At 38.5% G+C, this 24,608-nt stretch carries 24 protein-coding genes and 1 pseudogene; 7 read left to right on the top strand and 18 right to left on the bottom strand.

The window, feature by feature from the left end; all coding sequences use genetic code 11:
- Nucleotides 1–74 precede the first annotated feature (74 nt).
- From HYG79_RS12220 to HYG79_RS12210, 3 genes are read left to right on the top strand one after another with little or no spacing between them, the layout of a single operon-like run.
- Nucleotides 75–3,341 carry a SusC/RagA family TonB-linked outer membrane protein gene (locus HYG79_RS12220; RefSeq protein ID WP_179242365.1) on the top strand — a complete coding sequence of 1,089 codons (3,267 nt, stop codon included), beginning with the start codon at nucleotides 75–77 and terminating at the stop codon, nucleotides 3,339–3,341.
- Between the two features lie 21 nt (nucleotides 3,342–3,362).
- Nucleotides 3,363–5,072, top strand: coding sequence for a SusD/RagB family nutrient-binding outer membrane lipoprotein (locus tag HYG79_RS12215; RefSeq protein WP_179242364.1), 1,710 nt, complete (start codon nucleotides 3,363–3,365; stop codon nucleotides 5,070–5,072).
- A 21-nt stretch (nucleotides 5,073–5,093) separates the two neighbouring features.
- Nucleotides 5,094–6,125 carry a hypothetical protein gene (locus tag HYG79_RS12210; RefSeq protein ID WP_179242363.1) on the top strand — a complete coding sequence of 344 codons (1,032 nt, stop codon included), beginning with the start codon at nucleotides 5,094–5,096 and terminating at the stop codon, nucleotides 6,123–6,125.
- A gap of 80 nt (nucleotides 6,126–6,205) precedes the next feature.
- On the opposite strand, the gene HYG79_RS12205 is transcribed toward HYG79_RS12210, so the two are convergent.
- Nucleotides 6,206–6,946 (bottom strand): hypothetical protein, encoded by a 741-nt coding sequence (locus HYG79_RS12205; RefSeq protein ID WP_179242362.1) that lies wholly within the window; start codon nucleotides 6,944–6,946, stop codon nucleotides 6,206–6,208.
- Between the two features lie 205 nt (nucleotides 6,947–7,151).
- On the opposite strand from HYG79_RS12205, the gene rlmB reads away from it, so the two are divergent.
- Complete coding sequence (gene rlmB, locus HYG79_RS12200) at nucleotides 7,152–7,892, top strand: 23S rRNA (guanosine(2251)-2'-O)-methyltransferase RlmB (protein ID WP_179242361.1); 741 nt, start codon at nucleotides 7,152–7,154, stop codon at nucleotides 7,890–7,892.
- Here rlmB and HYG79_RS12195 read toward each other — a convergent pair.
- A complete protein-coding gene (locus HYG79_RS12195) occupies nucleotides 7,889–8,620 on the bottom strand; it encodes a rhomboid family intramembrane serine protease (protein WP_179242360.1) in 732 nt (243 codons plus the stop codon). The two genes, rlmB and HYG79_RS12195, sit on opposite strands and share 4 nt — an antisense overlap.
- A gap of 150 nt (nucleotides 8,621–8,770) precedes the next feature.
- On the opposite strand from HYG79_RS12195, the gene HYG79_RS12190 reads away from it, so the two are divergent.
- Entirely contained in the window at nucleotides 8,771–10,048 is a 1,278-nt protein-coding gene (locus tag HYG79_RS12190) for a replication-associated recombination protein A (protein ID WP_179242359.1), read from the top strand.
- Here HYG79_RS12190 and HYG79_RS12185 read toward each other — a convergent pair.
- The 6 genes and pseudogenes from HYG79_RS12185 to HYG79_RS12160 form a co-directional block, all read right to left on the bottom strand.
- Nucleotides 10,045–10,806, bottom strand: a complete 762-nt coding sequence (locus HYG79_RS12185) for a hypothetical protein (protein ID WP_179242358.1) — start codon at nucleotides 10,804–10,806, stop codon at nucleotides 10,045–10,047. The genes HYG79_RS12190 and HYG79_RS12185 overlap by 4 nt on opposite strands.
- Before the next feature lie 101 nt (nucleotides 10,807–10,907).
- On the bottom strand, nucleotides 10,908–12,344 hold the full coding sequence (locus tag HYG79_RS12180; protein WP_179242357.1) for a DUF5723 family protein: 1,437 nt from the start codon (nucleotides 12,342–12,344) through the stop codon (nucleotides 10,908–10,910).
- On the bottom strand, nucleotides 12,341–12,895 hold the full coding sequence (locus tag HYG79_RS12175; RefSeq protein ID WP_179242356.1) for a hypothetical protein: 555 nt from the start codon (nucleotides 12,893–12,895) through the stop codon (nucleotides 12,341–12,343). The genes HYG79_RS12180 and HYG79_RS12175 overlap by 4 nt, the downstream gene beginning before the upstream one ends.
- A 66-nt stretch (nucleotides 12,896–12,961) precedes the next feature.
- Nucleotides 12,962–13,651: a YjjG family noncanonical pyrimidine nucleotidase gene (locus HYG79_RS12170; protein ID WP_179242355.1), complete on the bottom strand. Its 690-nt coding sequence runs from the start codon at nucleotides 13,649–13,651 to the stop codon at nucleotides 12,962–12,964.
- The gene (locus HYG79_RS12165) at nucleotides 13,651–14,898 is read right to left on the bottom strand and encodes a polysaccharide deacetylase family protein (protein WP_317168442.1); all 1,248 of its coding nucleotides are present in this window, start codon (nucleotides 14,896–14,898) and stop codon (nucleotides 13,651–13,653) included. Before HYG79_RS12165 ends, HYG79_RS12170 begins: the two co-directional genes overlap by 1 nt.
- A gap of 48 nt (nucleotides 14,899–14,946) precedes the next feature.
- Nucleotides 14,947–15,402 (bottom strand): annotated as a pseudogene (locus HYG79_RS12160) (JAB domain-containing protein); the annotation flags it as partial.
- Nucleotides 15,403–15,444: 42 nt separating this feature from the next.
- On the opposite strand from HYG79_RS12160, the gene HYG79_RS12155 reads away from it, so the two are divergent.
- Both HYG79_RS12155 and HYG79_RS12150 read left to right on the top strand, forming a co-directional pair.
- Complete coding sequence (locus HYG79_RS12155) at nucleotides 15,445–15,762, top strand: hypothetical protein (RefSeq protein ID WP_179242352.1); 318 nt, start codon at nucleotides 15,445–15,447, stop codon at nucleotides 15,760–15,762.
- A gap of 145 nt (nucleotides 15,763–15,907) precedes the next feature.
- Complete coding sequence (locus HYG79_RS12150) at nucleotides 15,908–16,507, top strand: hypothetical protein (RefSeq protein WP_179242351.1); 600 nt, start codon at nucleotides 15,908–15,910, stop codon at nucleotides 16,505–16,507.
- A 75-nt stretch (nucleotides 16,508–16,582) separates the two neighbouring features.
- On the opposite strand, the gene HYG79_RS12145 is transcribed toward HYG79_RS12150, so the two are convergent.
- The 10 genes from HYG79_RS12145 to HYG79_RS12100 all read right to left on the bottom strand — a co-directional run bounded on the left by HYG79_RS12145 (nucleotide 16,583) and on the right by HYG79_RS12100 (nucleotide 24,559).
- Nucleotides 16,583–17,035: a lysozyme gene (locus HYG79_RS12145; RefSeq protein WP_179242350.1), complete on the bottom strand. Its 453-nt coding sequence runs from the start codon at nucleotides 17,033–17,035 to the stop codon at nucleotides 16,583–16,585.
- Complete coding sequence (locus HYG79_RS12140) at nucleotides 17,032–17,715, bottom strand: hypothetical protein (RefSeq protein WP_179242349.1); 684 nt, start codon at nucleotides 17,713–17,715, stop codon at nucleotides 17,032–17,034. The genes HYG79_RS12145 and HYG79_RS12140 overlap by 4 nt, the downstream gene beginning before the upstream one ends.
- 66 nt (nucleotides 17,716–17,781) lie before the next feature.
- Nucleotides 17,782–18,357, bottom strand: a complete 576-nt coding sequence (locus HYG79_RS12135) for a hypothetical protein (RefSeq protein ID WP_179242348.1) — start codon at nucleotides 18,355–18,357, stop codon at nucleotides 17,782–17,784.
- On the bottom strand, nucleotides 18,351–18,770 hold the full coding sequence (locus HYG79_RS12130) for a hypothetical protein (protein WP_179242347.1): 420 nt from the start codon (nucleotides 18,768–18,770) through the stop codon (nucleotides 18,351–18,353). The genes HYG79_RS12135 and HYG79_RS12130 overlap by 7 nt, the downstream gene beginning before the upstream one ends.
- Complete coding sequence (locus tag HYG79_RS12125; RefSeq protein WP_179242346.1) at nucleotides 18,770–20,710, bottom strand: tail fiber domain-containing protein; 1,941 nt, start codon at nucleotides 20,708–20,710, stop codon at nucleotides 18,770–18,772. The genes HYG79_RS12130 and HYG79_RS12125 overlap by 1 nt, the downstream gene beginning before the upstream one ends.
- 14 nt (nucleotides 20,711–20,724) lie before the next feature.
- Nucleotides 20,725–21,294: a hypothetical protein gene (locus HYG79_RS12120; RefSeq protein WP_179242345.1), complete on the bottom strand. Its 570-nt coding sequence runs from the start codon at nucleotides 21,292–21,294 to the stop codon at nucleotides 20,725–20,727.
- A 2-nt stretch (nucleotides 21,295–21,296) separates the two neighbouring features.
- Complete coding sequence (locus HYG79_RS12115; RefSeq protein WP_179242344.1) at nucleotides 21,297–21,842, bottom strand: DUF6712 family protein; 546 nt, start codon at nucleotides 21,840–21,842, stop codon at nucleotides 21,297–21,299.
- Between the two features lie 4 nt (nucleotides 21,843–21,846).
- Entirely contained in the window at nucleotides 21,847–23,595 is a 1,749-nt protein-coding gene (locus HYG79_RS12110) for a hypothetical protein (protein WP_179242343.1), read from the bottom strand.
- 9 nt (nucleotides 23,596–23,604) lie between these two features.
- Nucleotides 23,605–23,874 carry a hypothetical protein gene (locus tag HYG79_RS12105; RefSeq protein ID WP_179242342.1) on the bottom strand — a complete coding sequence of 90 codons (270 nt, stop codon included), beginning with the start codon at nucleotides 23,872–23,874 and terminating at the stop codon, nucleotides 23,605–23,607.
- A 151-nt stretch (nucleotides 23,875–24,025) separates the two neighbouring features.
- Nucleotides 24,026–24,559 carry a hypothetical protein gene (locus HYG79_RS12100; protein ID WP_179242341.1) on the bottom strand — a complete coding sequence of 178 codons (534 nt, stop codon included), beginning with the start codon at nucleotides 24,557–24,559 and terminating at the stop codon, nucleotides 24,026–24,028.
- Nucleotides 24,560–24,608 lie beyond the last annotated feature (49 nt).

The following is a 24,608-nucleotide window of genomic DNA, read 5'->3' as shown; positions in this document are numbered from 1 at the left end:
TTTTATTAAAATTAGCTTGGATTATTAACATGTATTTAAGATTTTAGCAGTTAGCTAATTCAAATAATTAAAACATGAGAACAAATCTAAATGGAATCTTAACGCTATTCATGGCGTTTGTTGTGCATCTCACTTTTGCACAAGACAAAACGATTTCAGGAACGGTAACCGATCAAGATGGTATTCCGTTACCTGGAGTAAACATTGTCATTGAAGGTACTACAAATGGCACACAAACAGATTTTGACGGAAACTACACGATTCAAGGTAGCCCAGGACAAACGTTACTGTTTACGTACATCGGTCAAAAAGAGACTCGAAGAACGATCGGGGCAGAAAGTACAATCAATGTGCAAATGACCGAAGATGCCCAAGCCTTGGAAGAGGTAATCGTAACCGCCCAAGGTATCAAAAGAGAGAAACAGGCTCTTGGATATGCAGTTTCCGAGGTAAGTAGCGATCAATTAGAGCAGCGTCCAGAGGGTGATGTAGGGCGGGTTCTTACAGGTAAGGCTTCGGGATTGAACATTACACAACAGAGTGGACTTTCCGGCTCAGGTACCAATATCATTATTAGGGGATTTAGTTCTTTTAGTGGTAGTAACCAACCTTTATTCATAGTTGACGGGGTTCCGTTTTCGAGCGAAACCAACTCCTCGGGCGCCGCAACGGGAAACGCAGAGGATGATTTCTTAAATGGTAACTCAGGATCAAGTAGATTTTTGGATTTAGATCCAAACAATATAGAAAGTGTTAACGTATTAAAAGGATTGGCAGCTGCTACCCTATATGGTACGCAAGGACGTAACGGTGTTATATTGATAACCACAAAAAATGGTTCTTCTGCCGGTGCGGTGAAAAAGACTGAAATCACTTTAAATTCATCGGTATTCTTTAATGAGATTGCTTCATTACCGGATTACCAAGATGAATTTGGTAATGGTTTTGACCAAGCGTTCGGTTGGTTCTTCAGTAACTGGGGGCCAGGCTTTGACAGAAACGGCGTAGCTGGTTGGGGTAATGGTATAGATTCAAGACCAAATGTAGGGTTTGACGAAAACGGTACATTGGCCCATCCTTATTCAACCGCTTCATCAGCAACAGGAATTCCCGCAGCATTTCCAGAATTTGCTGGCGCTCGTTATGAATGGAGACCTTATGATAGTGTCGAAAACTTTTTTAGGGTTGGTTTAGTAACTTCCAATTCCTTGAACGTTAGAGGCTCCTCGGACGACGGAAAAGTATCCTATAATGCCAATGTGGGACATCTGGACGACCAAGGGTTTACACCCGGAAACGGTGTACAAAGATATACCTTAGGCGTAGGGGGTAGAGCTATTCTTTCCAATAAATTTACCGTAGCAGGAACATTGAATTTTTCCAATACCAATTTTAAGACACCTCCAGTTGCAGCAAGTACAGGTAACGGTGCCTTTGGTACGGGATCGTCAGTTTTTGGAGAACTTTTCTTCACACCCCGTAGTGTTGACCTTTTGGGATTACCTTTTCAAAATCCTATTGACGGTTCCAGTGTATACTACCGTCAAAACAACAGTATTCAACACCCGTTATGGACCATCAACAATGCAGGTTTTGAACAAGTAACCAATAGAGTTTTTGGACAGACCTCCCTTACCTACAATATAAATGATAACCTTAATATACTATATCGTTTTGGTTTGGATGTATTCAGTGAAAACAACGTCAACTTCCAGAACAAAGGTGGTCGTGGCCAAGAAGATGCGGCATTGGTAAGTGGTATTTACCAAACCTGGAACAATACCAATACAATCCAAAACCACGATTTCATATTGAACGGTGATTATGACCTTTCGGAAAAAATAGGAATGACGTTTAACCTTGGTGCAACATCAAGAAGAGAGATTTTGGATAGAAACGGTGTATCGAGTAACGGGCAACAAGTATTTAATGTATTGAGGCATGTAAACTTTGCAAACCAAAACGAAATACAGTTTCTGCAAGAGCGTAATATTGCCGGTGTATTCGCACAAACAGATTTTGACTATGACCGTTGGGCTTATTTAACATTGGCCGCCAGAAACGACTGGGTATCCAATTTATCGGCAGATAATAGATCGGCCTTTTACCCCAGTGCAAGTGTATCTTTGATACCAACAACCTTTATACAAGGTATTAAAAGCGAAAAAGGTCTTAATTATTTAAAGGTCAGGGCCGGTTATGGTACTTCCGCCAACTTTCCAACAGGTTTTCCAACAGTTTCAGTGTTGAACATCAATACGCAGTTCTTTCAAGATGAAGGAGTTGATATCGTGACTAATTCTGTAGGTAACAGGTTAGGGAATCCAGATTTAAAACCTGAGCTTTTAGCGGAATTTGAAGTAGGTATAGAGTCTAGGTTGTTCAACAATCGTGTAACTTTAGATGCTTCTTATTACAAAAGAACTACTACAGACTTAATTGTTGACCGACCATTAGATCCTTCCACAGGGTTTACGGCACAACAAACCAACGTAGGTGAAATTCAAGGAGATGGATTGGAAGTTGACTTAGGTGTTGATATCTTCAGAAATGATGGTGATGGAGTAAATTGGTCTATAAACAGTAATTTCACAACCAACAATTCTGAGGTAGTAGATCTGGGTCAAGATGCGGATATTATAGTATTTGCAGGTGCAAACGGTAATTTAGGTAATGCCGCTATCGAAGGTGAGCAACTTGGGGTTATCGTGGGTAGTAAAATCGCCACCAATGAAAATGGGGATTTTCTTGTTGATAGTGCAGGTGACTATGTAGAGGAACAGGGTCAATTTGTAATCGGTGACCCTAATCCAGATTGGGTATTGAACGTAAACAACAATTTCTCGTACAAGAATTTCAACTTTTCATTTTTGATAAATTACACACAAGGAGGGGATATTTATTCCAGAACCGTATCCACATTATTAGGTAGAGGTTTAACTACGGATACCGTTGATAGAATCAACACATTTATCTTGCCTGGTGTTCAACAAGAAGATGGCAGTGTAAATACCAAGCAGATCAACAACTCAACCTTTTATTTTAACAATGTCCTTTTTGGACCTGATGAATTGGGAGTTTTTGATGGTACGGTTATACGACTTCAAGAAGTTGCGTTAGGATATTCCGTTCCTTCTAAATTTTTAGAGAAAACACCTTTTGGTTCTTTGACTTTCACAGTATCCGGACAAAACTTATATTTTAAGGCGTTAAATGTGCCAGAGGGTACAAACTTTGATCCTAATCAAGCAGGACTAGGTGTAGGTAATGGTAGAGGATTTGATTATTTAGCAGGTCCTAGTGGAAGAAGATATGGTTTTAGCCTAAAAGCTACCTTTTAATTAAATTGAAAAATAAGTAAAATGAAAAATATCTTTAAATATATAAGTCTAGCAATGTTTGCAGGGTTACTTTTAGTAACATCGTGCGAAAGCGTAGAATTAGATTTAGCGGGTAATCCAAACGAGTTGACGCCCGATCAATCAAGTCCGGATTTGTTCTTGAATTCGATACAAACAGATTTTGCAACTTTCACTGAGCTGATGAGTTGGAACGGGGGTGATTTGGTACGAATCAGTTATTTGAATGGACGTAACTATCAAAATATTGCCAATTATGCCCCAGCGCAGTTAAATCTAGAATGGAATATAGCGTATCAAGGCGACAATGGTGAAGTTTTGGCGAGTGGTCTTGAAGTAAACGGTATACTTGCTGATATTAGAGCGATGGCACCCGTAGCCGAAGAAACCGAATTGTTTCATCATACTGCCATTGGGCAGTTCATAGAGGCTTACACCATGGTTACCCTGGTAGACTTTTTTGGTGACGTTCCCTATTCCGAAGCCATTCAAGGCGATGCAGAGACCCCTATTCTAAACCCTAATGTTGACTCAGGGGCCAGTATTTACGATGCTGCATTGCAGTTGTTGGATGATGCCATCGCCAATTTCGAAAGGGATGTTGTTACAGAGCCTGCCAACGATTTTTATTACGGCGGTAATTGGGACAATTGGATTAAAGCGGCCAATACATTAAAAATGAAAATCTATTTACAGCGTCGTTTGGTAGATCCTAGTGCTGTGGATAATTTCAACGCAATTGTCACATCAGGTAACTACATTAGCGAATCTTCTGAAGATTTGCAATTTCGATGGGGCACCAATGCCGTACAGCCTGACGTTAGACATCCTAGATATGCGGATAACTACACCCCATCAGGAGGTGTCGATTACCTACCCAATTGGTTAATGAACTACATGAATATAAACGAAGACCCGAGAACCAGATACTATTTTTACCGTCAGGTAAATGCCGTACCTGGTGAAGAGGTACCACCAAATGAAGAGACTTTGGCCTGTTCTTTAGAGCCTACTCCCCAACATTACACTGATGGTGGTTTTACCTTCTGTACACTGCCAAACGGTTATTGGGGTAGAGATCATGGTCAAAACGCTGGTATACCACCAGATGGTTTTACCAGAACAGTTTACGGTGTTTATCCTTCTGGAGGTAAATTTGATGATAGTAGCTTTAAAGGTATCTCAGTAGGTTCAGGTGGTGCTGGTGCTGGTATCACCCCGATTTTATTGGCATCTTGGGTAGACTTCATGAGAGCTGAGGTGGCGATGCTTACAAATCCAACCGCAGCAAAAGACTTAGTGTTGGCAGGTATCACAAAATCCGTAGCCAAGGTAACTTCTTTTGGTACGCTGGACAGCGGTGCCGATCTTTCGTTCGCCCCTACTCAAGGAAATATTGATAATTTTATTAACAATATAGATACCCTATTTACCAATGCCGATGATGATGGCAAGTGGGATGTATTGGCAGAACAATATTTTGTATCGTTGTTTGGAAACGGGATAGATGGTTACAATTTCTATAGAAGAACAGGGTTTCCTACAACATTGCAACCTAATCTGGAACCGGAACCGGGTGCTTTTGTTAGATCATTAAACTATCCTGCAGATTTTGTGAACAACAATTCTTCTGTTGACCCTAAACCTAATCAAGAGGTACAGGTGTTTTGGGACACCAACCCAGCTGCACCAACATTTCCACCGTCTAATTAATAAAATAAATTCATAAGAACTATGAAAAAATATATAAATAAAATTGCAATTATAGGCTCAGCACTCTGTATCGCCTATTCGTGTGATACCGATGAAAAGGTAGTAGACGAGATTTTGGCACAGGTAGGAACCGGAGCCGTTCTTAGAACTATCGATGAAGACAATGAACTCGTCTTTAATGATGAAACAGATGCTTTTGATGCTGGTTCGGCATATACCATTGTTCTTGAAGAGCAAGATGAAGAGGGGGGAGCCCTTTTGGAATCTGTTGAAATTTTCGTGAATTTTGATGATAACTCCGAAGGTGGTACAGATATGTCAACAACTGAAGTTTCTTTACAAACATTGGCCGCTAGTGACTTTACTACCGGAGATAGGGGCTTACCTCAGACTACGGTTTCTTATACCTCAGATGAATTGATAGCCGCTACCGGTATTGACGAGTCACTGGTCGTAGGTAAGGACCGATTTGAATTTAGAATGGTCCTCACGCTTACCAATGGTGAAGTTTATACGAACACCGATGTTGGTGGTCCTGTAAGTGGAGGGTCATATTTTTCTGCACCTTTTGAATATTTTCCGGTAATTGCCTGCTCAATAACGGAAAGTCTTGCAGGTACACATAGTTATGTAGCTACAGGCATTATTCCTGCCCCTGGTGGCGGTGGAGCATGTTCTGGTGGCGACTTATCGGGTACGGTAACATGGTCGGAGACCGATGATGAAGGGGTGTACACCTCTTCAGATATGGGTTTTGGACAATTTGATGACTGCTATACGGGCAGAGGACCTGCAACCGGAGAGGATATTGAAATTGAATGGGATTGTACGAATCTTTCTCCCGATGGTGAAGTTTACTTGAAAGAGGGTGTAGTGATACCTAGCGACGATGACGAAGATGCCGAGGTAACTTACAGTTACACAATCACCAATGTTAGCGGAGCTGATATGACTATTGAATTCGCAAACTCTGCCGGAGATAGAGGCACGGTCGTACTTACTAGGGAAGGTAATGTTGACTGGCCGGTAATTTTTACTGCTAACAACGACTAAGTAAATCACATTACTTTATAAAAAAGGTTCGGAGCATATGCTCCGAACCTTTTTTTATGTTGCACTTTCGGATTGACGTTTTATAGATTGTCGTAATAATAGAAAATCTGTACAACATCTCTAGCATCTTTGTAATTTAACCTGTTGCCAGATATGAATTTTTTTAGCTTGTCGTTTTTTATCTTGTCTTCTGTTTTAAACAAATCCAATACTTTTTTTTTGGAGGGCTTTAAAAACCGTATTTCTTTATCTTTTTGATTACTGTAATAAAGTTCGGTTTGCAGTACGAAACGATTTGCAACGGGCAGTTCAAAAGAAGTAGTTGCTTCTTTACCTTCTTTATACTTTTTCATTCTACGCTCGTACAAAACAATATCATCACTGCGCACCAATTCAAATAAGTGACCTTCGACCACTTCATCATTTTTATCAAAATATTTTCTGTAAACGACCTTTTCTTTTCCCAAAATGCAATGCAAGTCTTTACTTTGGGTCAATTTAAAAATAGTGGTGTCGGTAGTAGAACTTTTTAATTGTACTTCATCATTGTAACCGTCATATCGCATAAACCCCTGACCTTCTAAACCGTCCTGACTATATATAAGCCCCTTTACAAAGCCTTCCCTATAAAAAGGAGAACCTTTTATATTTGTTTTATCAAGGTTTTTGAGTGATTTACTGTTCAACTGTTGAAATGCATACTGCAGGGCAGGTTGCATCCCAAAAGACTCATTGTCCGCATTATAATTGGAAGGAGCCTGAGCCGTTACAGATTGAAAAAAAAATTGCACCAATAAAAAACATGCCATAGTATGTCTCATCTTTATTATTTTGATTAATGATAGTCTATCGTTTTAAAGATAAAAAATAAGTTTAAACGAACATTCTTTTATTGTAACGTGAAGCCATGAAAATTTTAGCTTAGGAATAAGTGTAATAGTATCGAACCAAACCAATAATGCAAAATGATTTGTAAATCTTATCAATTTCAATTTTAAAACTCGCCATTTACCTATTTTTGTACTTATGCAAAAAACAAGTCAAATCTACGGTATTAGAGCCGTTATCGAAGCGATATATTCCAATGAGACCATAGATAAGGTTTTTATTCAAAAAGGCCTTAAAGGTGAACTTTCAAAGGAGCTGGATGGCATTATCAGAAAAAATAAAATTAGTGTTTCTTATGTGCCCATTGAAAAGTTGAACCGGCTGACCAAAAACAACCATCAAGGTGTGGTAGCCAACATCTCCCCTATTTCATATCCAGCTTTTGAGGAGATTATAGAAGAAATCACCAGAACTAAAGAATCACCAATATTTCTACTCTTGGATCAACTTTCAGACGTACGCAACTTTGGTGCTGTTATACGATCCGCCGAATGTACAGGCGTAGATGCCATCATCATACAAAAAAAAGGTGCTGCCCCTGTAACGGCAGATACCATAAAAACTTCTGCTGGTGCCGCTTTTAAAGTTCCCATTACCAAAGTTGACCACCTAAAAGATGCCGTTCACTATCTACAGGCTTCCGGAGTTAAAATAATAGCAGCTACGGAAAAAACGCAGAACATGCTTTATGACATTGATTTTACAGGGCCGTGTGCCATTGTAATGGGCTCTGAGGATATTGGCATATCACCGTCTATCCTAAAAACAGCCGACCATACCGCCAAACTTCCTTTGCTCGGGGAGATAGAGTCCCTAAATGTATCAGTGGCATGTGGGGTATTTCTTTATGAGGTAGTGCGCCAAAGGTTGAGAAATTAATCTTTTTTATCGCTATTTTCTTTGTAATCGTATGAGATCAATAAACTATCTGTTTCATCTTTTGATTTGGTTTCGATGAAATTCCCGTCTTCATCAAAATGTTTCAAAAACTCATCTTCTCCCTCTTTATAATCTTCTTTTTCCCATGCATATTTTTTTATGTCCGGTATTTTGGATTTTATAAAAACGGCCAATAATAATCCCGTGATAAATCCCGACAAATGCCCTTCCCAAGAAATATTGCCTTTTACAGGGAATATATACCATAGTAGACTACCATAAATAAAAACCACGAACAAAGACAATGCTACCAAACGATAGTACTTCGTAAATATCCCTTTGAAAAAAATAAAACTGACCAATACATATATAAGCCCGCTGATACCTATATGATACGAAGGTCTTGCTATGCTCCAAGTTAAAAAACCGGAAAACACGATGCCCATGGTCAATACCTTTATCCAATCTTTTTTATAGAAATATACCAATGATGCCGTAAGTATGGCTATGGGAATGGTATTATTATAGAGATGCTCCAAAGATGCATGGATAAATGGACTTAAAAAGACTCCTTTTATTCCCGATAGACTTCGGGGATATACTCCGAAGTGGTTTAAGTTCAATTTAAATGTTACCTCAATCCAAAAAACCACCCATATCAATAGCACTACAGACATAGGTACTATTAAAACGGTGTTGGTAAACTTAAAATGATTATCGTTGGACATTGAACCAGAATATATTATATATAATTCAAAAAATTGACCAAAAACCAAAAATCGGATATATTGTCATTCTCACAACTGTTAGGTCGTTAAACTATTCAAAGTCTTTTTAATAAAAACATGCGAATAGCAACTTTATTATAAATTTACGTCATGAACGAACCGTTAGCAGAAAGAGTACGTCCCAAAACCCTTGATGACTATATAAGCCAGCACCATCTAGTCGGCGAGAAAGGCTCATTAACGCATCAGATAAAACAGGGAATCATACCCTCGTTGATTCTCTGGGGGCAACCGGGCACAGGGAAAACCACGTTGGCCAATATTATCGCCAATGAGAGCAATAGGCCTTTTTACATATTAAGCGCCATTAACAGTGGTGTGAAAGACATTCGAGAAGTAATTGACAAAGCCAAACAAAGCGGTGGGTTATTTACCTCTAAAAATCCTATACTTTTTATTGACGAAATACACAGGTTTAGCAAATCACAGCAAGACTCACTTTTAGGTGCCGTTGAAAAAGGTTGGGTAACCTTGATTGGTGCTACCACTGAAAATCCCAGTTTTGAAGTCATTCCTGCACTGCTCTCCAGATGTCAAGTATATATTTTGAACCCGTTCGGGAAAGAAGATTTGGAAACGCTCTTACAAAGGGCCTTAAAAGAAGATCAGGTCTTAAAATCAAAAAAAATCAAGCTAAAAGAAACCGAGGCCCTTTTGAGACTTTCCGGAGGCGATGGCAGGAAGCTTCTCAACATTTTTGAGCTGGTCATCAATTCGGAAAAAAGTGATTCCGTTACTATAACCGATGATCTGGTATTGGGCAAAATCCAAAAAAATACGGTTCTCTACGATAAAACCGGCGAACAACATTATGATATAATTTCGGCTTTTATAAAATCGATAAGGGGGAGCGACCCAAACGGTGCCGTATATTGGCTGGCTAGAATGATAGAAGGTGGGGAGGACGTTAAATTTATTGCAAGGCGCATGTTGATATCCGCATCCGAAGATATAGGTCTTGCCAATCCTACGGCTTTGGTAATCGCAAATACCACGTTCCAAGCGGTCACCACGATAGGCTATCCTGAAGCGCGCATTATTTTGAGCCAATGCGCTATTTATTTAGCCACTTCACCCAAAAGCAATGCCAGTTATATGGCCATTGGCAAGGCGCAACAGACCGTTAAGCAAACCGGAGACCTTTCGGTTCCGCTACCTTTGAGGAACGCACCTACAAAATTAATGAAAGACCTTGGCTATGGAACGGATTATAAATATGCACACGATTACAAAAATAATTTTGCCGACGAGGAGTTTCTGCCCAGCGAACTAGGTGGAACAACTTTTTATACCCCAGGGAAAAATCAAAGAGAAAATGCGATAAAGACCTTTTTAAAAAATAGATGGAAAGATAAATACGAGCTTTAAAACTTAATGTTCAAAACTTGAACCGAAATTTTCCTTTTTTCTTGATGTTCAAAAACCCACCTACCGTTATGTTCATAAATCAAACCTCTGGCACCTGTTTCTTCATTGACCGCATGGTACACATCTAAATTTGGGCTCTTGAATATTTTAAATATAATTTTTGGTGTGCTGTCAACAAGCTGGTAACCGTTTGTGGTAGTTTGGGCATAGAGAGCAGAGCTTGCACCGATTTTTTCTATTGAATCGCTATTTTTATCGATAATTGATTTCGATCGTTCAGTATTTGAAACACTTTCTGTCTTTTTATGATTCGTATTCGGGGCCTGACCGTCAGACTCTTCCTTTTTCTTTTCGGGCTCAAGTTGTTTGACATCGTTTTTAAAACTAACCGTAATGGGCTCATCAGATTGCTCAGACTCTTTTTTATACTGATGCTGAAAACCGTTCAATGATTTCATTGATTTTTTCAAGGCATCGGAATAGGCCGCTTTAAAATCCTTTTCCTTGCTAAAACCTTCTTGAGTTGCGAATACTTCATTATTATTGCAGTCTTTAAAAACAATCTTTGTTTTAGTGCTGAACATAGATGAGTTGTCCTGCAAATCGGCAATTAGCCCTAGGCACCTATTATTCCCCAAATCTTCCGGTAAGGCATCATCATAAAAAACGGTAAACCCTTTTTTCCCAAGTAGATATTTTACCATGGTACTGGTCTGGTACTGGTTCTCCTTTTTAAAATCCGAAAACTTTTTGGGCACTATAATATATTTATACTCATTTAGGTTTGATTGGGCATTACAGAAAAATACGATCGAAAGAAAAAAAAGAAAAAAAACGTTTTTCATAGGAATATTAAATATCATTTCCTGCCCCAAGATATGATATTTACCCCTAACTGAAAAGAAGCATACCTACTGGCCGCTATATTTTGATATGCCAAAAGATTATCGGCCATAGCATATAGGTTTACCGGACCGGCTTGCAAATTGATCCCAAGACCTATATTGGTAAAAGAAAACTTATCAGCAGTATAAGTTGTCTTTAGCGATAAGCCGTTTCCAAACCTTCTTTGATAAAATGCAGTAACCGCAGTTTGCGGACCCCTAGGCCTGTTGACTATATATATCTGTCCGCCCATACTGTTTGTATAGCGTTTTCTAACATCTCTACTGGAGTATAGGTAACTACAATCGCAATTTATTCTCGTTTCTAGATTTTTTCCAAAATCATATCTAAGTGAGGCATACAATTTTGTGGGTCTCAATGATATGTAAGCATCATTATTTTCTTCAAAGGGTATCAAGGCTTCAACTTCGTCAACTAAATCCTGCCAAAAATCCCTATTGGAGTTTACTGCATCCTGGGGCAATATTAGTTCTATGCCCTCAACAGTAGCATTACCTTGTAGTGTAAAACTTTTGATATCGTTAGTATGATATAGAAAACCTAAATCTAATAAACTACCCGTTATATATGTTTGTTCATTTAACCTGTAAGTAAACCCAAGGTCGACACCAACACCTAAATCCCCACCAAAAAAGCCCCTTTTTATAACTTCGCCAACTACGGTTTCATTATCCAAGGTATTTTCTATTGCGTTGATACCAGAGGTTCTCAATCTCATATTTGCTACCAAAATATTGGCCAACAAATTGTTTTGACCTTGATCGGTCACAAAATAACCTTCATTCTTTGTAGATTGAAAGTTAAATATACCACTATATATTTTTCCTCTTACCCCAACGGTAAGATTACGGCCCATCTGTTTGTTCACACCAAAATGGAAAACATTCAACATCTCCCCCCTTGCTTTTAAATGGCTTAAATCAAACCGTTTACCTAATTGGTCTGCATTACCTTCAAAGGCTAGAAAAGCTAAATCCTTAAACCAATATCCAATAGCGTCACCCTCATGATAAACACCGAAAGTGTAGAAGTTTCTCGTATTTTTCTTCCCCCTAAAACCACCGGTCAACAGTTCTATTTGATAAGTTCCACTTAGTTCGTCATTGATACCCATCTGACCCAAGACTCGTTCACGGATTTTATCATTGATATCCAAACCATCGTCAGCGAATATATCGTCAACAGATACACCACTGGAGCCAAACTGAAATGATGTTCCCGAAAGTAAAGGCATCCCCGCAAACCAATCAAAATCGGTTTCCATTCCAGGGTTTAGCATTAAAGCCTGGGGAATTTCGTTGAAGTCGTATAACAATTGCTTGTTTTGTGCGCCCGCTACATAACACCCAAAAAAAAGGATGAAAAGAAAAAAACCTTTACATATTCTCATCTTATAGCGATAATGAACTTCCCACTAGATCTAAAAATTATCTCGGGATTAGGGAGGCTAGACACACTTGTATTATCCCCTAAATTTGTAGCACTAATGCGTATGGCCGAAGTGTTTTTTATGATTTCAATGCTCTTGCCCGTCGCACCACCGTAGGCAACCTCTCTCCTTTCTATAAAAGAAGGTGGTGCGGGGGGAACGGTAAACGTCTCAAAATCCAACACATTACCAGCCTCATCGAGCAGCTCACCAGTCAACACCATTTGTTTACTAGTGGTATTTTCAACCTCGTAGGTAATTGTTCCCGAAAGCACTCTTTCAGCAAAATAATCTTCTGAAAAACCGTCAAAATTAAATTCCCTGGAAATTATATCCACTCCGGTAACAAGATTTATCAAGCTCTCAGGTGATTCAACATATAATATGCTTCCTTCGACTGTTGGCCTTACTTGAAGTTCATCATATTGATTAAAATCTTGTTTTTCTATACAGGAAAGCAGAAAAAGTAATGACAAAAAAATAGGGGGCACATATGTAAATTCTCTTTTCATTTTATTGACCTAAAATATTAGATAGTGTCTTTACCAGCATAATGTCTCGATTATACTATGATAACTCTACAAATAATGTTTTATTTCACGCAAATCGTTAATTATAGGGCAAATTTCGTGTTCCGGTTCGTTATTGGCGACAAAGTGCAGCGCGTTCAGCCCAAAAGACTTAGCCCCTAGAATGTCAGCTTCCAAACTATCACCTATCATTATCGCATTTTTTGGGGATACTTTTGCTTTTTTAAGCGCTAGTTCAAAGATGATAGGATTCGGCTTTTTAACGCCTGCCATTTCGGAGTTTATGATTTGGTCAAAAAAATCATAAATATGTGAGGTTTTTAGCTTTTTATCCTGAATATCCTGAAAACCATTGGTAATGATGTGCAGTTTATATTTTGGCCTTAAATACTCCAATATTTCGATGGCAAAAGGAAATAAATGGTTGAAAGATGACAGTGTGGCGATATATTCATTGGATAAAAGGTGTATCATATCATCCGATACGGAATATTTCAACTCATTAAAAACGGTTTTTAGACGTTGGTACCTCAACTCTTCCTTTGTGATTTTCTCTTCTCTATATAATTTCCAGAAAATAAGGTTTTGCGGAACATACACCTCCAAAAAATCCGACAACACTATGTCTACATTGTTTTCTTTGAGGATTTTTTTGAAAGTAAGGGCTGAGTTTTTTTCAAAATCCCATAGTGTATGGTCCAGATCAAAAAATACATCGGTTACTATGTCTTTATACATTATGAGTTATATCTATTTAAAATTTGGACATATAAATCCTTCCAATCTATCCTTGAGCTTCCCCCCAACAGTTCATTGGAGAAAATGGTTATAAATTCGCCCTGTACCTTTTTTATTGAATGTTGAAGCGCATCCAGTTTTCTTATGATCTCATCGCTTTTTTTGGCATTTACCAATGCATAATCATGCACTGCAAATGGGTGTATGCGAATAGGCTGTTGCAATTCTAAATGAAGGTCATAAAAATAAAAGCAGGTACAAGTTCCAGCCCTAAAACCGATTTCGTGGGTATACCCCATGGTATAGTCATCGGTAAATTCCGCATTAATGAGATTGCGATAGGTTTCGGGCACATCTACCCTATTATATCGCATTCTGGAGTAATTTACGGGCCTATTGATAACGTTGGCCAAGTTCTTTTTTTCTTGTTTCAATAGATGGATGTCATCAAATGAACTGTAAGACGCACACAAGGAAACGATACTATAGTCCGCGACGGATTTTATAAGAAATCTAAACTTATTGTTATTGGTAGATACATTTTTGTCATAAGTTGAATAGGTCGCAAACTGAAAAAAGAACATACTCTTTACATTCTTTTGCTTATGGGTTTCAATTAAAGTGGAGAAATTATCATAGGGGTCTTTTTTGGGGTTGAGCCAAACCGAAATCCTTTGGCCTACCCGCCTGAGCTTAAACGAACCCAAATCCAACAAAAACCCGGCAATACTTCTTACAAAGCCCCTTTGCGCAAAACAATGCGATGACGTGACGTCTATTACAGAGAGGTAATTGTACGTTCTCTTTTCACGTTCAATATCCGGAAAACGCTCTTTAAGAGCATCCAAAAGCTTAAAGGCCCAAAAATCAACAACAGGTATCTGTAAAAATTTATTTTTGTAACCTACACTTTCCTTTGGGGAAAATCGCCCGTGTGAATCTTTTACGTAAGGTAAATATTCCTCGTATCTCGTAATCAAATAAAAACTTGCCGAAAATATATCAAAAGGTAGTGCGCTGCCTTCGCCTGTAGCGAAAAAACAAGGTATACCTTCCCAATTGCCCATCACTATTTCAAAATCATTTATTCCTTGCTCAAATAAAAGATCGTTGCTCCTTACAAAGAATTCGTTCTGAAGGGGCTGTTTCGTATATGTTATCTTAGGCCCTGTGTGTTTTATGAAGTCTTCGACTTTCGTTGTGTACGATACTTCAATACCCAAAATACGGGTAAAAACCTGCTTCATGATATAAGTGAAACGTGGCGTAATTTTATGGGTATAGATCAACAGCATTTATAAAAGGCTATGTTCCGCAAAACTATAATATTCTTTTTGCGTTATGATTAAATGATCCAGCACTTTTATATCCAAAGCTTCGGAAGCTAGTTTTATTTTTTGCGTAACCTCAATATCGGCCGGGCTTGGTTTTAAGGTTCCCGAAGGATGGTTATGTGCTAAAATGAGACCCACAGCACCTAGCTCCAAAGCCTGTTTCATTACCAAGCGCACATCTACCAAGGTACCTGTTAACCCACCTTTGCTCAATTGCGAGGACAACAATACCTTGTTCGCATTGTTTAAATATAAAATCCAAAATTCCTCGTGTTGTAAATCTCCCATACTGGGCAATAATAGCTCAAAAGCGTCTTGACTACTTTTTATCTTGCTTATCTTCAATACCTCCTCGCCCCGTCTGCGCCTACCGATCTCCAATGCGGCGGCAATGGTAACGGCCTTTGCCTTTTCTACTAATGTGTAGTTTTTTTCGATGTATAACATTAAATCAAAATTATGAAAAACCTATTTAAAGTAGCTGTTGTATTGGCATTAAGTATTATTAGTATCTCATGTGAGAAAGAAATGGAATTTGAAACGCAACTAGAACCGATTGAAACGGTTGGCGTAAAACTCGCTTATGGAAAAACACAAGAGGCTGCCATAAAGATGTATGAAAATAAGGTAAGTGCATTGTTTATGCCTTCGAATTCGGAATTCGAAACATCGGATTTACTCTGTAAAGTATATGATGGTACTGAATATGCGGAAGCTAACTATTACTACAATGGTAGGATTGTAAGATTATGGAACGGTCAAACCTTTATATACTGATTATGAAACAGAAGATAAAGGATATTCTGTTTTGGTCGTTCGTTATCATTGTACTGCTCTTTTTGGTTTTAACCAGTTTCTATTTGTATGAAACCTATCCTTTCTGAATATCTTTACTTCTTTGTATAAATAAGCGACAAAACAGATGGATAGTAAAAAGTATAAATCTTACAAACCTACACGTGAAGAAGATTATATCAAATTCTACTTTGATAATTCTCATATACGATACCAAGAGCAATTTGTTTTAAAAAACTTACGCTATGACTCCAAAAAACATAGAAGGGTAGATTTCTATTTGCAAAATGTAGATGTATATGTTGAATATTATGGATTGTATAATTCTACTAAAGAGAAGAGATTTGAATACGATGAAAAAACAAAAGTATATTTCAGGAACGGGTTGCCAACAATTATTATATACCCTCATGAATTAGGTATTTTGGACTATGCTTTTCATACAAAAATGATACAACTATTTAATGTTGAAAAGTTTCGAAACCGTAGAAACAAGTATTACAAGTATTTGTTCTTTAGATATTTTCACAAAGGAGAATGGATAACGTTATTTGCTACTGTGTTTTGGGCTTATTTATCCTTCGTATTTGGATGGGAACTAGTCCAAATAGATGAAGGGCTAAACGCAATCTTTTTTTTAATCAGTTTTGTATTGACGATTTACAATTTAGTTACTTTTTCAACCGACCTTATTTACTTTATAAAACACAAAGGGGTTTTAGAATAAAAAACCCTACCAATTATGGTAGGGGTTCTCTTGGTCAATTTTGAATATTTATGTTTCGATATTGAGTAGATTTGATTAGTTTGAAGCATAAAGTTCAAACTCCGATTTCCTTCTATTTATCAACCCCTTGATAATTCTTCCCTTCGACCTTACCCAACGCATGAACTGCCTTTCTATTTCCTTTAGGTCGTTCGGGTCGTAATTGATTACCCTTAACAATGTCGAACGTTTCAGATTGTGTGAACCAACGTTATAGGCAAATGAAACAAGGGCATCGAACTGTGATTGGTTTATGTTCGAAGTAACGTATCGATTTACGCTGTTTTCAAATTTGGCCAATATAATCCTTAACAGTTTTTCTGCCTCTTCAACGGTAATGACATCATTTTCCCTAACTGGTGTTCCATCTTCATAAAATGTATTGCCATATCCGATAGTCCACCTATCATTAGGTAGGGGCTTATAGGCTTTCAACCTTAGCTGTTCCCAATCCTTTATATGTTGTATTCCTATATTGCTTGTTCTCATTCCGTGTCCAATAGATTGATTAATTTGTTTCTAGCGTTCAATATCAGCGTTTCCGAATACCCGTAACCTCCATACTGCATTCCATCTACTACTGGAAAAGAAACTGAAATATAATATGTAGCAGTGCTGGATGATTTTATCCAAGCCCCATAAATGGATTTTGTGCCTACATAATCCATATTGTTCTTTGTTTCCCCTATGTAAATTGCCCTGTTCTTTGAAACATCCTTTACATAGAAACCCTTACCGCCCCTTACAATCATTTGATAGGCTAGTTCCGAGTAGCCCGAATGCAAGGGATAATTGAGATACTCCTTTTTGATATTGACACCTTTTACGTTATCAACGGTATACAGTACGCTCATTTCGGCATCGTTGCCCGTTTTAGGTACTCCCCCATGATTATGTACGTTCCAAATGGTTATATGGGAACTTTCGGGCAACCTTCTTTCGAGGTAGCTAATTAGGTCGTTGATTTGATTGTTCTTGTAGATGAACAGTTCCGATTTTTCGATTCTCCGTACCTCATCGATAGAATCCAGTTTCCTTTCAAATTCCTTTTTCTGTTGAAGTTCCCTTAGATAACGCTGTTCCTTTCTTTCATCGCTATTGTCTATGTATTCAATAACTGGTGGTGCGCCAAAATAAAAGCCCAATAAAAGGGCTGATATGATTGCCAATATAAAAGCCTGTTTACGAGTTACTTTTTGGAATATCGTTGTGGTGGTATTACTAAATGACATGAGCTAAAATAATTTAATGGATGCCCCTAAAGTCAAAGCTTCCGTTTGTAGATTATATCCTACCGTGTAGAGCATTTTAGGGGTCTGTAAGGTTAGATTGGGTTGTATTGACACAATCGGGCGAACTGTGGTATTAACGCCAGTATAAAGGCTGTATTTAGGTTTCTTTTGATTAATAGGTATCTGCCTTTCGTAAATGGTATAATCAACCGTCTGGCTCTTCAAAGTGCCGATTACTTTTGATTTGACTTTGATAGTTTGATTACTATCGATAAAAGTTTCTACGTATGTTCTTTCTGTAATGGCATCCTTTACTAAATCCATCCTATCAATCGAATCCTTCAACGAAACGTATTTGTCCAACAAAGTTTTATTGATAGGGTTTTCTACCTCAACGATTCTGGGTTTCCCCTGCTCGATAATCGTGTCATATTCAACCACTGGTTTTGGTTGTATTACCTCAAAGCTGCCTTTCTTTTCGGGAACTTCAATTGTAACGACCTCCTTATCCTTGCATTGAAGTATGGTTATCAGTATACCAATGATTACATAGGGTATGTATTTCTTGAATCTTAACATGGTTGGGTAAATGTAAATGTTGAACCGTTCCAAGCCCTCGCAACTACACCGTTCGAATACCAATCGGCTGGGGCTAATGTCGTACCGTTACTATTTGAATATAAAGCAGTAGCATTATTGAAGCTTTGTCCGCTGGGTATATACCTAACAATTCTCGATGTTGGTGTGTCAGACCATCTAGCACATGCGTTGGAAGCACTTTTTTCATCGACCAGTAAAAGGCTACTTGTAGATATTGAATGTTGATAGTTCCTAAAGTTTAAAAGTCTATCCTTTGAACCTCTATGGGCATTGTCAAAACCGCTATCTATGGCACTACCAAAACAATTTGATAAAGTTCTGTTCGAACCAGTTAAACCAATTTCATTGCAAACATCTAAAAGCGAAAAAGTAGTTGTATTGGGAACTGCCATTATTTTTGGTTTAGGATTAGACTTTCAAGTTTTTCAATCCTCGATTCCAATTCAGCGTTCTTGGCAATCAACAAATCTATGTAGGCAATTGACTTTTCATCTTTATCACTTGTGATTACAAATTCGGGATGCTCTTTTTCCAGTTCTTGTGCAATAGCCCCCAACTGTACTCTTTCGGTTTTATCGCTATCCAATACGAAAGTTTTCCAATGTACATTTATCGGCTTTGATTTATAAGGTTCTATACTATTCTTTAACCTTTCATCAGACCTTAATATAAAGTTGGTTGCCGTTATGGTACTGTAAAAATCAGAATTTCCGTAGCCCCTAATAATTGTGGCGGATATCGAATCGTCCGAAAGTACTAACGCTCCCCCAGAACCGTTTGCACTAAGCCTAGAGAATCTTAACGTATCTCTTCTCGCCTCAACACTTATATCGGAGCTTGACCCGTTAGCCAATATATTGTCACTGGAAGTTATATTGCCAACTGTTGATATATTCCCAGAGATTCTACCAATAGATACTCTATTTGCTGAACCATCCGTAAAATACCAATCCCCAGATTCAATTTGCCATTTCCATTGACCTGAAACATTACCCAAATAGGATTGTCGTGTTCCATTATCTAAACCCCATTCAATAACGTTAGTACCATCGGACACACTCCTAAATCTTCCACTAGCTCCTTTTACTCTTAAAGCATCAAGGTTTAATAAACCTGACTTTGTTTGTGCTGTTGAACTGGTATTTAAGTACTGTGAACCTTGTAGACCATCCAACAAATCGGCATCAAGTCCACTATTCGAACCATCGTTACCAGCGTGCCATATATCATTGTCATTAATTCTGAATACACCACCAGAATAAAGGAATATATTACTCCAATCCCTATCGCCTAAACCATTACCACCGATAAATAGTATCTTATCATTGTGGGTAGTGGGCTGGAAAAAATTAAGGGGTTGGTTAAATGTTAGACCTTGTGCCGTTAGTGTTCCATTCATAGCGTCCGATTGGTCACTTCTAATGAATTGTGTAGAATTCAGCCCGTCAAGTAGTTCAGAATCCGTAGCTTTATCGGTTAGACCTAAATAAAATGCTGAATAATCTGATGATTGTGCAGTAATGACACCTGTACGTCCGAAAACGGAATCCACTGGTATTTGCCCTCCCCCTACTTGGATAAAGGTCGAGCCTGACCATCTGTAAACATAATTCGTATCTAGTGCAACATACAGTTTACCTGTTTCTCCCGTTGTTGGAAAAGAAGCCAAATCCGCATATTCCAAAATTTCATCTAAAGAATCGGGTAAGTATTGTGAATCGATTAGCCCAAAACCGTTAAGGGGTACATAACCGTTTGCCTGACCTTTGTTGGACAAAAGTTCTACCCCAGTAAGATTACTACCGTTACCAACAAAATTATTTGCAACTATGCTATCGTCAGTATAAATACTAGCACCATCAATTGTCAAAGAAATTTGACCTACCCCTAACTGTATGCTCTTTGATAGTGTATTATTTAGCATATTTATATATGGGGCATCACTTGTTGCGCTAATGTCAGACCCATCGTAGTAACCATGTAGGTACAATTCCTGAAAATTTGTAACCTGAACATTTCGACCATTCAATACACCATCCCAATCTTGGGGTAAATTGGTAAGCTGTGAACCATCCCCATCAGGTTGTAATGCGTTATCCCAATCCGCTCTGTTATATCCAACGATAGGTACAGTACCCGAAAAGAAGTTGTTGACCTCAGTTTCCGTATAGTACCTAGAATCGAAGCCAGTATATCCCAAAAGGATATTGCCCCTTCTGATTTTCTTGGATGTTCCTTGTGGGCTGCCAGTGTTATCACTGATGTCCACTACATGAAACCAATCCAAATCGGTTACGAATGATAGTTCGGTTTTACTTGTTAATACACTCATTGGTTTTCTTTGTTTTAATTGAAATAGTATTGTTCCCCATTTTGGAACATAAAGGCTTCGAGGTTCTGGAACTGGTAGAAATCATCCTCTTCGTCCACCTCTATGAAACCGTTGTTGAAAGGGTCTAAAACAAAAGGGGATGTATGTTTCTCCTTACCAGTAAATATCATCCTGTAACCGTTAAATTCACTACGGCTGTTTCCTGTTAGTATTTCCAGTGAATCGCTCGTTAGACCATTATCCAGTCCAAATACTAGATAGTTATCGTTTTTATCCAGTATCAAAGCCCTTAACTCGATGTAGTTGAGCGATTGCATCTGTATTGCGGTATCAACATCCTGACGTTTGAATTCAACATTGAGGGTCTGGGAATAGCCGATACCGTCATAGCTTTGTTGGAAACTGTTGTTATCCCCTATCATTTCAAAGGCATAAACAAAGGTTGTAGGTATCGAGGTAAGTAACACCCCATCAAATCCAAACAGATTTCTGCTATAAGGAACAAAGGCAGCCAAGTATATTTTCTTTATACCTCCGTTAGAATCTTTACATCCGTATCGTTTGCCCGATGTCAAAAGTGCCATTGTTACCTTTCATTTGGTTTAAGGAAATCGTTACCTTTTGAATAACTTCCCAACTTCCAGCCCCCTGTGAAATCCAAGGTTTTATCTGGATAGGTATCATAGTTATTCTCCTGTACTGTGTTGTATTCGGGAAGTTCGATACTGGATAGGAACTTTTTCATACGTTCTATGTAGGCATCCGCTTTGTTGTGCTGTTTCTGTACCAAGAAGTCAACCTCTGATTTATTTACTGGTTCACTGTTTTCTGGGGAGTTTTTGAAGATACCCCCGTTCTGTACGTTGTAGGAATGAACCAAAATAAATTCGGCACTTACTGTATATATCAAAATTGGTTTAACATAGTTTTCCATTAGTTCCAAATAATCCCCAGTCAATGTATTGGCCTCATAATCGGCTACTATCTTTTTGTAGAGTTTAGTACCCAGAATAGGTTCGATAACGAATATCTGGGCTTCACGAATGCAGTATGTATATTTATTGGGGTCTATGTTCCCAGCCATAGGTGTTCGCTTGGTCAAGTCGCTTGCTGAAATCAGTATTGTTGTCATTCGCTTAATTTATTTTCCAAAAATTGTTTGATGAAGAAGCGGATTGGGCTACTTCCTTTTCGTTCGTAGGCAGCCTTACCAAATCCCTTTGGTCTGGCTCTAGTTCAAGAATTTTCCTTCTCGCCTCGTTTACGGTTATTATTGTGTTGTTTGTTCTTAAATAGACCCTTCTTTGCCAGAAGTGTTTGCAGTTTACACCTCCTTTATATTTCCATATCGAATAGGTGTCCGAACCGTTCGCTCCCAGTCCAGCATTGACCACTTTTTGCCCAGCAGCTTCTATATCCTCACGTCTGTAAACCTTACCAGCACCGACCATTTTACGGCAAAACTCCCGTGAATTATTGCTTACGGTTTGTGGGCTGTATATGTACCTTACCCTGAACAATGGATTGTCCTGTTCGGACTTGGTATTTGGTTTTCCAGTTACTACCGTTGCCAGTTTTGTTTCGAACAAATCAGTGGGTTCTTCCGATACGATTGACTCATGTACCACTTCGTAACCCTTCATCGAAGATTCATCCTCTCCCGAATCTATTAGGGCATTTGCCGTAAAATTGTCAAGTTCTAAATCTGGACTGGACTTTTTTTTTACATCTCCACTTGTCGATGATAGTTCAACATTTTCGCCAGTACCAGTAGTTGTTCCATCGTTCTTTGAAAAATCTATCAGGGGCTTGAACTCAAATTCGACTTCTTTACCATTGTACATTGCAACCTCCTGAAAAGCGTCCAGAATAGTTTCTTGATAAGGCATGATTACAGTACCGTAAAGGAATTTTGCAGATGTTTCGATTTCTTCGGCATTGTTACCAAAACCAGTTGTTTTTTCCAGACCGAACAAAATCGGGTTCGTAACCTCATGGGAAACCATTATTTGCGTTTTGGCTTCTTGTGTCCAGAACTCCCATTGTTTGTGACTGGCGTTTTGCGGAAAGGGTTCTACCGTTGTTTTGGTGTCCGTACTATTGTTGAAGGATAGTATAACGTTACCAGCAGCACTAGAACCAGTAACCTTTTGCATAATGCCTCTTTCCATTTCATCCTGTAATTCCTTTTCGGGAATACCGTTATTGAGATTTATTACCCATCCAGCACTCAATCCGTTCTGTATGTGCGATATGGAATAATGGCTTATTTCCTCTTCGAGTTGGCAGTATTCCAGACCAGCTTCATAATCGGCACTTGCATAATATTGCTTTCCAGCTTCATATGGCTTTATCTCATAGATTTCGATAGCCTCTTTCGAAGTGCCAAAGGCTGGGTACGGTTCTGGAACGTTCTTTTTCGGATTAGTCCAATCCTTGCAATACCAATAGGTCAATATCTCCCCTTTATCGTTCATTTTGTTCGGTGCAATGGTTTCTCTCGGAATATGGAAAACACCAGTGACCTTTCTTAAAGCACCCTTTCCCTTTGAATAGATTACCTGAAACGTTGCAGAACCGAAAAGTTTATAATCAGACACTATTTTCCTGACCTCCTTTTTCGGGAACAATCTTAGAACATCCTTATCATCATTGACGGTAAGCCCTTTTCCATAAATGAAACTGATGTATTTTTTTATAATGGTCGAGTTAGTGGGAGAACCGTTTTTCCTATCGATGAGATATTGAAAATGACTGTTTTCATCCCCGTTCAAAACCCAATCCTTCGAAGATACCTCCTTGATGATAGGCTTTGTATAATTGTTGAGTTGTAGTACGGCAATATTGTTGCTGATTAAAACATTGTTATCTTTCTTTTTGTCCATTGGGTAGGTTTAATCGTAAAGGAAATCTGGGTGTGTTGAGTAGTTTTGTAGGTCGGTTTGTTCGGTAATGAATATTTTGCCCCTATACATTAGATTATCCCCATTGTCCGATACCTCGAAGCTGTACATCTCGCCCTCGCTGAAAGTATGAGTTAGTTCCACTTCCATAAGTCCATCCAAATATATAGCTGCCAATTGATAGGGGTAGGTTCTATCATTCAGTTCATCATAAAGTGAAAGATTGACCGTATCGGCTTCGAACCTTGGTATGAAAACCATTGTCTGGGGTGTTGATATAGGCTGTAATATGTTCATACTGTATTAATGCGTATTGTGGTATTGTGGAAGAATTTGACACAAAAAACCCCTGCAAGGATTTGCAAGGGTATAAAACCGTATTTCCCGAAAAGTGTACGGGTGGTTGTTTAGGTTAGGCTGCTATATTGGTAGCACTTACCAAGGCTTCCAACGCTGTAATCGTTGCAGAATCCAAAAATGGTGCAACGGATGATTCCATAGCTGTCAATGTGAGGTTGAAACCAGAAAAATCACTTCTAGCCCCACCAGAATCTATGCTAGAACCTGTAAGGTCGCATCCTTCCGATAGTCCAACAATTTTATAGTTGTCGTTTCTATCCTGTACTATGATTATCGGTCTACCCTTGCTCATCAAATCGACCTGTAAGGCAGTGTCCTTATCGAGTTTGGCCAATGCAAGCGTTAATGTTTGGGTGTTGGTTGTTGTACCTGTATTTTTATCCGATACTATACTTTCGGAAAGATTGTTGCCGTCATTTCTTAAACCGTATTTGAAAACTTCGGCCACACCAGCGTTAATTGCCGTTGCCTCTGCATTCTCCACCGTAAAGGCATCTTCCAAGAAGTTGATAAAGTAGGCATTTTTTAGCCCACCAATCGAATCTTTGCATTGTGGTACGTTCCTACCTGAATTTAATAAACACATATTGATTTGGGTATTATGAAAAAAAGGGAAAGGATTAAATTCAATCCAA

Origin of the sequence: Costertonia aggregata, assembly GCF_013402795.1 — a bacterium.
GTDB lineage: Bacteria > Bacteroidota > Bacteroidia > Flavobacteriales > Flavobacteriaceae > Costertonia > Costertonia aggregata.
The sequence above is the reverse complement of the archived record's forward strand: the minus strand, read 5'-3'. Positions and strand labels throughout refer to the sequence as shown.